The 14,378-nt window shown below is 44.3% G+C and carries 13 protein-coding genes; 7 read left to right on the forward strand and 6 right to left on the reverse strand.

Going from position 1 to position 14,378, the window contains the following annotated elements:
• Positions 1–77: 77 nt before the first annotated feature.
• The 4 genes from G6N79_RS11720 to G6N79_RS11735 form a co-directional block, all read right to left on the reverse strand.
• Positions 78–641, reverse strand: a complete 564-nt coding sequence (locus G6N79_RS11720) for a DUF4256 domain-containing protein (RefSeq protein ID WP_103906368.1) — start codon at positions 639–641, stop codon at positions 78–80.
• 27 nt (positions 642–668) lie between these two features.
• Entirely contained in the window at positions 669–1,583 is a 915-nt protein-coding gene (gene bla, locus G6N79_RS11725) for a class A beta-lactamase (protein ID WP_160003733.1), read from the reverse strand.
• Positions 1,584–1,665: 82 nt separating this feature from the next.
• A complete protein-coding gene (locus G6N79_RS11730; protein WP_103906366.1) occupies positions 1,666–3,201 on the reverse strand; it encodes a SulP family inorganic anion transporter in 1,536 nt (511 codons plus the stop codon).
• A gap of 138 nt (positions 3,202–3,339) precedes the next feature.
• Complete coding sequence (locus tag G6N79_RS11735; RefSeq protein WP_103906365.1) at positions 3,340–4,224, reverse strand: bestrophin family protein; 885 nt, start codon at positions 4,222–4,224, stop codon at positions 3,340–3,342.
• A gap of 49 nt (positions 4,225–4,273) precedes the next feature.
• Between G6N79_RS11735 and G6N79_RS11740 the strand changes: the two genes are divergently transcribed.
• Positions 4,274–5,119, forward strand: coding sequence for a glycoside hydrolase family 25 protein (locus G6N79_RS11740; protein WP_103906364.1), 846 nt, complete (start codon positions 4,274–4,276; stop codon positions 5,117–5,119).
• Between the two features lie 80 nt (positions 5,120–5,199).
• Positions 5,200–5,499 carry a thioredoxin gene (gene trxA / locus G6N79_RS11745; RefSeq protein ID WP_103906363.1) on the forward strand — a complete coding sequence of 100 codons (300 nt, stop codon included), beginning with the start codon at positions 5,200–5,202 and terminating at the stop codon, positions 5,497–5,499.
• 307 nt (positions 5,500–5,806) lie between these two features.
• On the opposite strand, the gene G6N79_RS11750 is transcribed toward trxA, so the two are convergent.
• Positions 5,807–7,126: a hemolysin family protein gene (locus G6N79_RS11750; protein WP_103906362.1), complete on the reverse strand. Its 1,320-nt coding sequence runs from the start codon at positions 7,124–7,126 to the stop codon at positions 5,807–5,809.
• 212 nt (positions 7,127–7,338) lie between these two features.
• Here G6N79_RS11750 and G6N79_RS11755 point away from each other — a divergent pair, with 212 nt between their 5' ends.
• Positions 7,339–8,469: a phosphotransferase enzyme family protein gene (locus G6N79_RS11755; RefSeq protein ID WP_103906361.1), complete on the forward strand. Its 1,131-nt coding sequence runs from the start codon at positions 7,339–7,341 to the stop codon at positions 8,467–8,469.
• Between the two features lies 1 nt (position 8,470).
• On the forward strand, positions 8,471–9,109 hold the full coding sequence (locus tag G6N79_RS11760; RefSeq protein WP_103906360.1) for a carbohydrate-binding family 9-like protein: 639 nt from the start codon (positions 8,471–8,473) through the stop codon (positions 9,107–9,109).
• A 118-nt stretch (positions 9,110–9,227) separates the two neighbouring features.
• On the opposite strand, the gene G6N79_RS11765 is transcribed toward G6N79_RS11760, so the two are convergent.
• Positions 9,228–9,785 (reverse strand): NADPH-dependent FMN reductase, encoded by a 558-nt coding sequence (locus G6N79_RS11765; protein WP_103906359.1) that lies wholly within the window; start codon positions 9,783–9,785, stop codon positions 9,228–9,230.
• A 90-nt stretch (positions 9,786–9,875) separates the two neighbouring features.
• Between G6N79_RS11765 and G6N79_RS11770 the strand changes: the two genes are divergently transcribed.
• From G6N79_RS11770 to G6N79_RS11780, 3 genes are all read left to right on the forward strand, one after another.
• Positions 9,876–12,311: a ligase-associated DNA damage response DEXH box helicase gene (locus G6N79_RS11770; protein ID WP_103906358.1), complete on the forward strand. Its 2,436-nt coding sequence runs from the start codon at positions 9,876–9,878 to the stop codon at positions 12,309–12,311.
• Positions 12,304–12,957: a ligase-associated DNA damage response endonuclease PdeM gene (gene pdeM / locus G6N79_RS11775; protein WP_103906357.1), complete on the forward strand. Its 654-nt coding sequence runs from the start codon at positions 12,304–12,306 to the stop codon at positions 12,955–12,957. Before G6N79_RS11770 ends, pdeM begins: the two co-directional genes overlap by 8 nt.
• A 118-nt stretch (positions 12,958–13,075) precedes the next feature.
• Positions 13,076–14,374: a sugar porter family MFS transporter gene (locus tag G6N79_RS11780; protein ID WP_103906356.1), complete on the forward strand. Its 1,299-nt coding sequence runs from the start codon at positions 13,076–13,078 to the stop codon at positions 14,372–14,374.
• The last annotated feature ends 4 nt before the right edge of the window (positions 14,375–14,378 follow it).

A 14,378-nucleotide genomic window follows, 5' to 3' on the forward strand; every position in this document is an offset into this window, starting at 1 on the left:
TAGGTTATTCAGTGAAATCTTTCTTTAAGTTACACATTGCAGATTGAATTCGAATAAAAAAATATTCCAGACTGTTTCTATTTGATCAGCAGCATACCGCGATATCCACGCGCCGCATAGTACGATTCTGCACCATTGTGGTAAGTAAATACCCGTCCGAAGCGGAAATCACCAAATATAGCACCGCCCAATTTTCGGATCTCTGCCGGCGTTTCCAACCAGGTGGATGTTTTGAGGTCAAAGGTGCCGAGTTGTTGCAATTCGGCATATTCTTGCTCCGAAAGGATTTTTATCCCCATTTCTTCCGCCGAATGGATTGCACTGTCTTTGGGTTTGTGTTCCTTTCTGGATTCCAACGCCGCCTGGTCATAGCAGTAACTGCGTCTCCCTTTCGGACTTTCAGCCGCGCAATCCACAAAAATCAGCTGTCCCGAATGGGAGGGAAGTGCCACAACATCAGGTTCACCACCAGATTCTTCCATCTCGTTCAACGTCCAGAGGGCTTTCTCATTGGCTGCTAATTTGGTCACGACAGATTCCCACGTTAAATTGGGATGGCGCTCAGGGTGTTTTTCAAAACGCTTGTTGAGTATGGCCAACAATTCAACTAAGCGGTCTTCTGGTAGTTTATTTTTAGGCATGTTCAGTAAATTAGAAATTGGGTTATTTTATAACGGTTGGTTTGCATAGTGGTCATAGGCAGCTTTCGCTACTTCCGCAATGATCTTCGCACAATTAGGCTCAGGCTCCTTTGCATCGGTTACCAGAACCGTGATGTAAAAAACCTTGTCGTTAGGTAAAGTTACAACACCAATGTCATTTACAGCAGCTATTTCTTTAGTTTTTTTATTCTGACCTGAATAACCCGTTTTATGGGCCACTACGGTACCAGCTGGAAGTAAGCCTTTTATTCGGTCTCTACCAGTGGATGTCCCACGCATGGTGTCCCAAAGGAATTGATAAGAACTTTCACTCAACTGTTGCTTATCGTTCGTGTAGTAATCGTAAAGTATTTTGTTGCTCGTTTCGATGTCGATCCAATTTTTAAACTGCACCTCCCAATCGCCCTGGATTTCCGATTCATCATTGCGAATAGCGATTCCCGTATAGCCTTGTTTTTCGAAATAGGCCTGAACCTGATCCGGTCCGCCCAACATGCGAAAGAGTACATTACAACCCACATTGTCACTCTGAGCGATGGTATGGTGCAGGACCTGGCTCAATGGCATGGTGGTGCCATTCGGGAATTTTTCTCGAATCGGACTGTACAATTCGTTGGATACATCCGCCTTTGTAATGACTACATCTTGATCCAATCGTAATTTTCCGCTATCCACCTGATTCAGAACCGCAATGCCTAAATGGAATTTAAATACCGATTGCATGGGGTATTTATGGTCTTTGTTGACGAAATGATGTTCTGTGAATTCCTGGTTGTGCACCGCAACGCCAACTTTGGCATCATAGGCTTTTATGATCTGTTCGATTTTAGCCGTTAGCGGATTAGGGGATTGTGCATGTGATTGAAATGGACGACAGATCAAGCTCATCACAAGCAGAAGTACGATGTGAAATCTTTGCATAATGTATGGTTTTAAAAATAGAACGTGCATAAATGCGCATTTATTTTCAAGGGTTAGAAATTAAATCTTTTACAATTAATTTTTAATCCTTTGGCATAACCTTATAGGTTGGATCCGTATCTATATTGACTTCGATAAAGCCTTTCGCCTGATCCAAAAGTCGAATGCAATCAGGACTTAAATGCCGGAAAATAACTTGTTTATTATGCTCCTGATACCGTTCGGTAAGCTTTTTTAAAGCTTCTATCGCTGACATGTCAACGACACGTGATTCCTGAAAGTCAATAATAACCAAAGCTGGATCTTCCAGAATATCAAATTTTTCCATAAAGGTGGTTGTGGAACCAAAAAATAGCGGTCCGTAAATTTGATATACTTTATTACCCTGCTCGTCGATGCTTTTTCTTGCACGAATTCGCTTGGCATTATCCCATGCAAATACCAATGCGGATAGGATGACCCCAACTAGGACTGCAAGCGCCAGGTTATGCAAGATGACCGTAATGGCCGCAACCAAAATGCCAACCAATATATCTGATTTTGGCATCTTGTTCACCAGGCGTATCGACACCCATTGGAAGGTCCCTATTGCCACCATCATCATGACACCCACAAGTGCAGCCATCGGAATCTGCTCAATGACACGGCCACCTACCAGGATGACAAAGAGAATACCCAAGGCTCCTATGATGGCTGATAGTCGCGTTCTTCCGCCAGCGCCAATATTCACCAGCGATTGTGCAACCATGGCACATCCACCCATCCCTGTAAAAAATCCGTTCACAATATTGGCGGTACCCTGCGCGAACGATTCTTTATTCGCACTCCCTTTAGTATTGGTTAATTCATCGACCATATTGAGGGTCAGGAGCGACTCAATGAGACCTACAGCAGCCATCACGGCAGCATAAGGAAAGATAATCTGCAGGGTTTCCCAAGTAAATGGGATCTGTGGGATATGGAAACTTGGGAATGATCCGCTAACGGATGCAATATCGATTACTTTCTTGGTGTCTATCTGGAAGAAATATACCAACGCAAAAGTGATGATAATGGCGACAAGGGATGCCGGCACTGCTTTGGTCAGTTTTGGAAGGAGCAAGACGATGGAAATCGTCAGGGCGGTTAATCCAGCCATGATATACAAAGCTGGCCCAGACATCCACACTTCTGCACCGTTCTCGAAAATCTTGAACTGTTTGACCTGCGCCATGAAAATAATAATCGCCAGGCCATTCAGGAATCCATACATCACAGGTTGTGGGATCAGTCTGACGAATTTCCCCAGTTTGAAGGCACCGACCAAAATCTGCAGGATGCCCGCCAGTGCAACGGCAGCAAACAGGTATTCCACCCCATGCGAAGCAGCTAGGGCAATTAAGACGACTACTGTAGCTCCAGCCCCTCCGGAAACCATCCCCGGACGTCCGCCCAAAAATGCCGTTACGATACCCATTAAGAAAGCAGCATACAATCCGGTTAATGGAGATAGCCCTGCTAGGATCGCAAAGGATAGCGACTCGGGAATCATTGTCATGGAGACCGTTAATCCAGCAAGGATCTCGTTTTTGTAGTTGATTTTCTGTTTATTCAGTAGATTAATAGCTTGGAGCTTCATATAAATCGCAAGTAATGGTCCACAAAGTTGAACATTATAGGGGGAAATTCACAACAGCGCCTATAAAAATAAAAATGTCCCTTTAAATTTCGGTTAGGTAATAGCGTTCGAACCAACCTTTCCTCTTGGACAATTCAACTAAGGTAGGAGCACCTCATTGCAGTGTCTCTTAATATTAGCGGCAATTTTATCGATTGGCAAATCATCAGAATCCGAACCGAAAGGCTCCTCGATGGATTCGCCGATCATTTCCAGGGTTGCTAGTACGTAAAAGATAAACGGAACCGCAGCAACGACAAAATAACCCATGCTGAATACCAGACCAATAGGTAGGGTAGCTGTATAGAGAATGATGAATGTTTTAATAAATGCGGAATAGCCGAGGGGAATCGGCGTGTTTTTGATGCGCTCGCAAGCGCCACATACATCGGTCATTCCCGTTAATTCCTTGTTCAGCACGATCAACTGATCGCCCGTCAGAACCCCTTCCTTATACAAAAGGTTTGTTTTTTTGTACATCAGTGCAGCCACTTGATTGGGGCCATGCTTTTTATCGTCCAAATCGTGTAGTTCGGGGTGTTCGATTTCATCGAGCATGAATTTCGTATAGTCGGAGCGGAGATAACTGAATAGGGTCTCGGCAAATAGGGCAATGGATTTGCGGTAGAAGCTCCGATTTACCTTGTCCGCCGGATCAAGGAAGGCGTTCAATTTGATCGCCATGGTTCTGCTGATGTTCGTTAATGCGCCCCATTGCTTACGTGCTTCCCACCAACGGTCATAAGCCGTATTCGTTCGGAACACCAAGATTAAGGAGAGCACAAAACCAAGCAGGTTATGGACGGTGGTAATATTCTTGATCCAGCTTTTATCGGAAAGATTCAGGTACTCCAGCTCCCAGTAGGCAAGGCCCCAGGACACCAGAACGGAAATAATCAGATAGGGCAGAAGACGCTTGAAAATTTTGCTGTTGTGCAGGTATGAAATGGTCTTTATCCAATCTTTGGGGTTGTAAACAATCATGTAATTATTTTTTTGCCGATGCGCTGAAAATAGCCTAATTTCACGCAATATGACAAAAAAGCGGAAAACGGTCAAGAAAAAAGTTGTTACAGACAAGGAAATAAACCGGAATCTGCTGTTCTGGAGCATCGCCATTCCGCTGGTTTTGGTTCTGGCTATTTTTGCCTGGCAGCACCGGGCCGGGCTTTCCTATTTGATGATCAAGTGGTTCGAAAAGGAAAAGGTCGTAGCTGAGGATAATGGCAAATACGATGTCCGCAATATCGAATTGATGCATCGGCATGACGATAAAATTTTTGGTATCGATGTTTCCCAATACCAAGGCCGGGTCGATTGGCCGCAGGTATTGACCATCAATGATCAGTTTCCCATTGACTATATCTTTATCCGGGCCACGATGGGCGAACGTGCCAAGGACAGCAAGTTCAAGGAAAATTGGAAAGCCGTCAAGCAAAATAACAAACTCCGCGGTGCATACCATTATTTCAGGCCGAATGAAAACTCCATCAGGCAGGCCAATAACTTCATTAAGACCGTTGATCTGGAAACTGGAGACCTTCCACCGGTGCTCGACATTGAGGAAATGCCCAGGAACCAATCCATGGATAGCCTGAAGACAGGACTGAAGCGGTGGCTGGATCAGGTCGAGAAACATTACAAAATAAAGCCCATTCTCTATTCCGGTGATAAATACTTTGCTGACTTCCTGGAAAAGGAATTTGCAGATTATACCCTTTGGATTGCCAATTATAATTTCTGGGTGGAAAAACCGAAAAAACATTGGAACTTCTGGCAGTTTTCCGAAAAAGGCACCGTAACGGGAATCAAAGGACCAGTGGATCTGAATATGTTTGCCGGAGATATCGAAGAGCTGGAAGACCTGTGCGTCAAATAAATGTCCTTAATCCGACTCAAAACAAACAATTCGGCCGTATATGCGGTCTATGTAAATAGGTAATATTAAAACATAACAATATGGCATCCTTTAATGAAATCTTACAAAAAAATGCATTGGTTCTTGTTGACTTCTCCGCTGAATGGTGTGGTCCATGCCAAATGCTGGCCCCAATATTAAAAGAAGTGAAAGACGAGATGGGCGAGAAGCTCTCCATCATCAAGATCGATATCGACAAAAACCAAGCAGTGGCATCCAAATTCCATGTTCAGGGCGTCCCGACCTTGATATTGTATAAAAATGGCACCCAAGTATGGCGACAAAGTGGGTTGCAACCCAAGCACGAACTGCTGAAATTAATTAACTCCCACCTGTCCTAGAATTACCGGAGTAGTTCACCGACTCAAAAAACATAGCCATTGAACTGCTCCCTCCAAAATATTTGCGTCCCGATCATTTTGTGCCTACTATTAACTTAGTACGCCAAAATAATCGGGACGCATATTTTATATATTATATAAGAATGTAAATTTATTCCAGAGCAACCCAAAAACCGCCTAAAATCCCTCAATGTCACATATCTCACATCTATCCGATAAGATTTAGGCGCTCTAAGTTATATTCCGTCCTAAAATCCCCCACTGTCACATATCTCACATCTCATATCTCAAATCTAGATGGCCACATCTAATCTATATTCGCCGTTTCATCCGCTGAAGGGTCCACCACCTTAAGGATTAGTTTATCAATGCGGTGTCCGTCCATATCCAGTACCTCAAATTCCATATTCTTATAAACGACCTGATCACCTTCTTCAGGGATATGATCCAGCAATAGGAAAACCAAACCAGCGACCGTTGTGATATTTCCGATTTCTTCTTCATCTTCATCCGAAAGATCCACATTGAACAGGTCCATGAAATCATCCAATTGATAACTTCCATCGATCACAAATGAACCGTCTTCGCGCTGACGGATGGTTTTCTTCTCCTCATTTTCCGGAGAGTCGAAACCGCCGACCAAAGATGCCACGATATCTGTCATGGTAATAATACCCTGAGGACTTCCATATTCATCAACCACTACTGCCTGCAAAACCTTGGCAGATTTCATGTTCTGTAAAACATTATAGGCATAGGTGTTCTCATTGACAAATGGGATCGGGCTGACCAATTTCGTCAAGTCCATTTGTTTGGTGGTCAGGTATTCCTTCAATAAGGTTTTAACGTGGACAAGACCGATGACATGGTCAAAATTACCATTACAAACCGGGTATTCGGTGTGTTCATCCGCAAGGATACTTGCTCTGTTCTCCTCGAACGAATTCTGGATATCCAAATAGGTAATCTTACTTCGGTGTACCATCAGGTTGATGGCCTTCTTGTCACCAAGGCTAAGCACGCGGTCCACCATATCATGTTCAATACCTTCAATAGCACCGCTATCCACACCTTCATCCACCAATGCTTTGATTTCCTCTTCCGTTACGGCATTCTGATTGGCCTTGATATTGAAGAGTTTCACGATAAATTCGGTGGAGATACTCAATAACCAAACGAATGGTTTTACAATTTTACTGAGGATCGACATGGGAACCGAGATAAACGAAGCGTATTTCTCTGGAATAGCCATCCCGATACGTTTTGGCACCAGCTCACCGATGACCAAAGATAGGTAGGTGATCATCAGGACCACCAAGATAACCGATACTTGGGCGCTGTAGGGGGCAACCAATTCGATTTTATTGAGTTGTTCGGCAATATAGGTTGAAATGGTACCTCCGGAAAAAAAACCCGTTAAGATACCGATCAGGGTGATGCCGATCTGGACTGTCGATAAGAAGTTGTTGGGATTCTCTTTTAATTGAAGTGCTGCCTTGGCACCGTTGTTCTTGGCACTTGCCGCCTGTAATCTTGCTTTCCGACTTGAAACGATGGCAATTTCTGATGCCGAGAGTATTCCGTTAAGTACGATTAAAATTAAAATAATAACTATTTCCGTGACCATATGTGGGGTAAATCGCTTTTTATAAGCCCCAAAATACGAAATATTCTAATCATTCATATCAATTATATGTGATAATTGCTGGGGCCTTTTAACATTCATAAATAGTTTGCTTTACCGATTAACAATTAATTTGTGCAACCGTTTGATTACAAAAAATATTTTATTAATTGCATCGGTTTCGTGATATTGCGTTCACTTACATAGTATTAGGAATGAAAAGTGAAGTAATGTCAACCAAGGAATCCGAAAACAGTATAAATTCAGCAAATAATTTCAAATTGGAGGGGGAGATCATCTCTGCCATCCCTTTTGGATCAGGCCATATAAACGATACGTTTAAAATTACAACCGATGCAGCGAAGAACAATTTGTATCTCCTGCAACGCATCAACCACCATATCTTCCAAGATGTGGACGGCTTAATGAAGAACATTGAGTTGGTCTGTCAACATCTTAAACAAAAATTAGCACACCTTGGTGATGACGAGGTCTTGAAAAGAACAATGACCATTGTTCAGACGCATGACGGTAAAAATTATTACCGCAATGAACAAGGTGAATATTGGCGTGTCTTTATCCTCATTCCCGATACCCGGAGTTACGATATCCTGGAAACAACGGAACAGGCATTCTCTGGAGGTATGGCATTTGGCCAATTCCAGAAACAGCTCAGCGACCTGGACCCCAAAAAGATCGTGGAAGTACTACCCAATTTTCATAACATCGAATTCCGGATCAACAACCTAAAAGAGGCTATTGAAAAGAATCCGGTCGGTCGATTGGTGGATGTGCAAGATCTTTTGGATTATATCTTCGAGCGTGAAGAGAAAATGCGTACCATCCTGGAATTGGGAAGGGCGAAGAAATTACCGTTACGTATCACGCATAACGACACCAAATTCAATAATGTATTGCTGGATAGTGATGATAATGTGCAGTGCGTTATTGATCTGGATACCGTAATGCCGGGTTATGTTGCTTATGATTTTGGTGATGCTATTCGGACGATCATCAATTCAGCAGCGGAAGATGAGGCTGACCTAGACAAGATCGTCTTGAACATCCCGTTATTCCAAGCCTTTACAGCAGGGTACCTTTCCGAAGCGCGCGACTTCCTGACCGAAACGGAGATCGATTCCCTTATTTCGGCAGTTCACTTGTTACCGTATATGCAGGCTGTTCGCTTTTTGACTGATTATATCAATGGCGATACCTACTATAAAATTGCCTATCCGGAGCATAATCTGGTCAGAACGAAATCCCAATTGAAATTAGTTCACGAATTGGAAGTGAATAATGAGAAATTAACCAATATATTAGTGGAGAACTTAACATCCAACTGATATGAAAAATCTCATCGTAAGTAACCTCGAATTAAGTACAACGGAATTGGATTACAGTAGCTTGGCATCTGCTATGGAGCAGTTGGACTGGCATGCTATCGATCAGGCGCCTTGGGTGTCGGATTATCCATACGTTCCGCAAGCCCGATTCCAGATTGCCTATGATGGGATGGCCATTTATCTGCATTATGATATTCAGGAGGAATTCGTAAAGGCACAGTATATCCGTCCGAATGAAAATGTTTGGGAAGATAGTTGTGTGGAGTTTTTCGTATCCTTCGATAATAGGGAGAACTATTACAACTTTGAATTCAATGCCCTCGGTACCGGATTGATTGGCTATGGTCCAGCTGTCAAGACAGATCGTTCGCGGCTATCCGCAGAAGAAATCCTTCGGGTGGATACCTTTTCCCAATTGCGCACGGTCCAAGGACAGAAAAGTTGGCAGCAGATCTTAATCATTCCATTTGATCTCTTAAGCCAGAAAGCAGAAAATCTAAAAGGCAAGACGGTATTTGCGAACTTCTATAAATGTGGAGACGGACTGCCTCAGCCACACTTTATCGCATGGAATGCCATCGACAATCCAAAACCAAATTTCCACCTGCCAAATTTCTTTGGTGAGATCAAGTTCCAATAACAATAAAAATACCCTTAACATAAAACAGGGCAGCACCCCTAATGAATATGCTACCCTGTTGAAGGTCAATTAAGACCTCATAAAACCCTTTTTAAAAGTGGTATTGGTTATAGGAAAATTACCCGTTAATTTTTTCCACCCATTCGATGTAGGCTTTAACGAAATCCTTCAGGAATTTCTGTGTGCTTTCATCGGTTAGCTTGTCATCATCGTCGAACATTTTTGCCACGCCGCCAATATAGGCCTCAGGTTGGGCCATGGTTGGTACATTGACAAACACCAAAGATTGTCTCAGGTGGTGGTTGGCACCAAATCCACCGATCGCACCAATGGAAACGCTGATGACACCGCCTGGTTTTCCGTCCCATACATTCTTACCGTAAGGTCTGGAAGCAACATCAACGGCATTCTTCAATACCGCCGGTACCGAACGGTTATATTCCGGGGTAAAGAATAAAACAGCATCCAACCCTTTTACGGTTTCCCGAAATTCAACATATTCTTTCGGTGGAGTACCGGTATCAAAATCTTCATTATAGAATGGTAAATGTCCTATTTCAATGATCTCGAAGTCATAACCCGTTGGGGCAATGGACTTCACATAATTTGCAAATTTCTTGTTGAAAGACTCTTTTCTCAGACTCCCAACAAATAGACCTACTTTTTTATTCGCCATAATACTTAGTTATTGTGTTTTTATACAACAATAAACTCACGAAAAGGTTATATAGATTATGTATTTTCTCCCTAAATTGTCATACAGTCTATGAAGAACGAAATTGCTGAGGTATGGTTTTTTAATCAGGGCTGGGAAGCGCATGCTTTCCAAAAGGCCTGTTGGCAGCAGATTGCTGCCGGACATTCCGGTATCCTGAATGCACCAACAGGATATGGAAAGACCTTTGCCATTTGGTTCGGCGTCCTGGATTCCTATTACAGGCAACAGGAAACGTTGGATAAAAAACCGAAAAAAAGCCTGCATACCCTTTGGATTACTCCTTTGCGTGCATTATCTAAGGAAATCCATAAGGCCACCAGTCAGGTTTCCTTGGACCTTGACTTGGATTACGAGATAGAACTGCGAACAGGGGATACCAGTACGTCGGCACGCCAAAAACAACGTAAGAATCCGCCGCAAGCACTGATCACGACTCCAGAGAGTGTACACCTGATCTTGGCGTCCAAAGGTGGACAGGACTATTTTAAAAATCTTGAGTTTATCGTCGTCGATGAATGGCACGAACTGTTGGGGTCCAAACGCGGGGTATTGATCGAGCTGGCCATAAGCAGGCTCAAGTCCATCAATCCCAAACTGAAGATATGGGGTATTTCGGCAACCATTGGCAACCTAGCGGAAGCAAAGGAAATATTATTGGGACCGGGGAACCAAGGTGTCATGGTGAAAGCGGATATTCAGAAGAAGCTCGAAATACAGACGGTTTTTCCCGATAACCTAGAAAAATTCCCCTGGGCCGGACACTTGGGGATCAGGCTGTTGGATAAGGTCGTGGATGTCATCAATCAGTATCAAACGACCTTGATTTTCACCAATACCCGATCGCAGGCTGAAATATGGTATCAACAAATTATCACCGCCTATCCAGAATTTTCGGGTCTTTTGGCAATTCACCATGGCTCGTTGAGCGATGAGGTCCGCATGTGGGTGGAAGAGGCTTTGCATGAAGGTAAACTTAAAGCAGTGGTCTGTACCAGTAGTCTAGACCTTGGTGTCGACTTCCGGCCAGTCGATTGTGTTGTTCAGGTGGGCTCCCCAAAGGGCATTGCCCGGTTTCTGCAGCGTGCCGGTCGGTCTGGCCACAGACCTGATGCCACATCCATTATCTATTATGTGCCCACCAATTCCCTCGAGATTATTGAAGGCGATTCACTTAAATATGCGGTCAAGGAAAAACTGGTTGAAAGCCGGATTCCTTTCGTGCGTTCCTTCGATGTACTGATCCAGTACCTGATGACCTTGGCTGTTGGCGACGGCTTCCAAGCGGATGATATCCTGCAGGAGGTGGCGCAGACCCATTGCTTTGAATCGATAACCCAAGAGGAATTCGACCAGTGTATGGCATTACTGATCCATGGGGGCAATTCACTTCAGGCCTATGATGATTTCCATCGCTTGGAGTTGATCGATGGACTATATAAGGTTACATCACGGAAATTGGCGATGCGGCACCGGTTATCTATTGGAGCCATTGTATCGGACCTGATGATGCGGGTTAAATTCCTTTCCGGGAAATACTTGGGTTCCATTGAGGAGTCCTTTATTTCCAAGCTAAATGTGGGGGATGTCTTTTGGTTTTCCGGTCGGCAGCTTGAATTGGTGCAGATCATTGCCAATGATGCCATCGTCAAACCCTCAACCAAGAAAAAAGGCGTGGTTCCTTCATGGATGGGTGGGCGTTTCGCCATTTCGCCAGATCTGGGCGAGGCCATTCGGCACAGTTTCCGGAACATCCATAAAAAGTCGGGGATATCCCCGGAAATAAAGTTCCTCAGACCACTCTTTCAGGAACAGGAGAAACTATCGGCGCTTCCAAAGGAGGATGAACTGCTCGTGGAATACATCAAGAGCAAATATGGCTATCACCTTTTTCTCTATCCTTTTGAGGGTAAACTGGTCCATGAGGGCATGGCACAGGTACTGGCCTATAGGCTCAGTTTGCTGAAACCGGCTACTTTCTCCATTGCAACAAACGAGTATGGTATTGAACTGCTCTCGGAAACGGATTATGAACTGGATAAAACTGCCCTGCAGCAATTGTTTGATCCAGCAGGACTGCACAAAGATATCAATTCGGGGATCAACGTGATGGAAATGGCAAAAAGACGGTTCCGCGATATTGCAGGTATTGCAGGATTGGTATTTCAGGGATTTCCGGGCAAGCAGATGAAGTCAAAGCACCTGCAGGCCAATGCCGGTCTGTTTTTTTCGGTATTTGCCGAATACGATCCTAATAACCTCTTGTTGCGGGAAGCATACGACGAGGTATTCGATTTCCAGCTGGAAGAGGGACGCATGAAAATGGCCTTCGATCGGATCGCCGGCCATAAAATTATTTTCTCCACACCTGATCGATTTACTCCTTTTTCATTTCCTATCTTTGCAGAATCTTTCCGCGAGCGCTACAGCAATGAAGACTGGCAGAGCAGATTGGAGAAATTGAAAATGCAATTATTGGATGGCTAAGCGTATTGAATTGAATGGGTTGGAGATGTACTTGTTACCGCAAAAAGCGCTATACATTCCTTCATATCAACTATTGGTAATTTCGGATTGGCACCTCGGCAAGCTGAGCCACTTTCGGCGGGAGGGACTTTTCGTCCCTGCACCTGCCGCGGAGGAAGAGTTTGAGCGGCTTGATATCCTGCTGCAGGAGCTCCAGGTCAAGGAGGTTGTATTTTTAGGCGACTTGTTCCATTCCCAATGGAATAGTGATTGGGAGAAACTGAAAGCTTATATCAATCTGCATGCACAGCAGACCCTTCGATTTACCCTGACCAAGGGCAATCACGATATCCTCAAGGATCACCATTTCGAGAACTTTACCCTGCGCGTGAAATCGGAGGTTATCCTTTCCGAAGGCATTGTGCTGAGCCATGAGCCATTGACTGACCTCCCGAGTTATATGGTGAATATCGTGGGGCATATCCATCCCGGCTGTTTGATCGGTGCGGGAGCGAGGCAATCCTTCCGGCTTCCCTGTTTCCACCTCAAGGATCGGGTACTGACCATGCCGGCATTCGGAAAATTCACCGGCCTGCACATCATGAAACCCGAGCCCCAAGCAGATATTTATGCCATAGTCAATGATGCTGTAATTTTGGTGTCCTGATCAAGAATATTATAGATTCCACTTGGTTGGTTTTTTGATTTCCCTTATATTTAATTATGCTAAAGCGTTTTAAGCTCGAGCAGACTAACCAACATATAAGCAATCTTAATCAACCTGTATGTCTAAAATTTGGAAATATGTATTTATAGCGTCCCTTGGTGGATTCTTGTTTGGCTTTGAAACAGCGGTCATTTCCGGTGCCGAAAAGATTATCCAACAGCTGTGGGACCTGAATTCCTTCTGGCATGGCTTTACCGTGTCAATCTCCTTGATCGGAACTATCTTCGGTGCCATCGGAGCAGCCAAGCCCGCCCAACGCTATGGACGTAAAAGGGTGCTGCAGGCAGTCGCCGTGATGTACCTATTGTCGGCGATCGGTTGTGGTCTTTCTTTCAATTGGTACATGTTTCTTTTCTTCCGTCTGTTAGGTGGTATTTCTGTTGGGGTAAGCTCGGTTGTCGGACCTTTATATATTGCGGAGATCGCACCGGCAAAGCTTCGCGGTCGGATGACCGGTATGTTCCAGATCATGATTGTCAGCGGCATATTTATTGCCTACCTCACGAACTTTCTCTTTGCCGGCTTCGGAGAACATGCTTGGCGGTATATGTTGGGCATTATGGCGATTCCTTCCATTGCATTCCTCGTGCTCTTGGGCACCATTCCATTTTCCCCACGTTGGCTTTTGCTCCAAGACCGTCAGGAGGAGGCCGATGTCGTATTCGCAAGTCTCGGCCAGCAAAACGATACGCGGGATGTAGGGGAAACCAAATTGAATATCGAAGAGCCTTTATTCCAAGCGAAGTATAGGAAGCCGATTATTTTTGCTGTGCTTTTGGCGGTGTTCAACCAGTTTACGGGGATTAATGCCATTTTGTATTATGCACCGCGAATCTTTGAGATGGCAGGATTCAGTACGGAGATGGCTTTTCTGCAGCCTATCTTTATTGGCGGTACCAATCTGCTGTTTACTTTGATCGGTATGAGTATCATCGATATATATGGACGCAAGAAACTGTTGTTGAGCGGTGCCGTAGGGATGTTCATATTCCTGTTGTTGGCCGCGTTCGGGTTGAAATCAGGCGATACGTCCTTTTTGTTGTATTATATCATGGGTTTCATTGCTTCATTTGCCCTGTCTCAAGGAGCTGTGATTTGGGTGTTTATTTCCGAAATTTTCCCCAATGCCGTGCGCGCACAGGGAACCTCATTGGGCAGCACCACGCATTGGGTGATGGCAGCCATCATATCGTGGGTATTTCCCATTGTGGTCGAAAATATAACCGGGGGTGGTTTCTATATCTTCCTGTTCTACGCCATCATGGTCGTGCTCTCCTTTTTCTTTATCCTGGGTATGCCAGAAACAAAAGGGAAATCCTTGGAGCAGATTCAGGAGGAATTAAAAGGTAAGGGTTAACACT

The organism is Sphingobacterium lactis (genome assembly GCF_011046555.1).
Taxonomy (GTDB): Bacteria; Bacteroidota; Bacteroidia; order Sphingobacteriales; family Sphingobacteriaceae; genus Sphingobacterium; species Sphingobacterium lactis.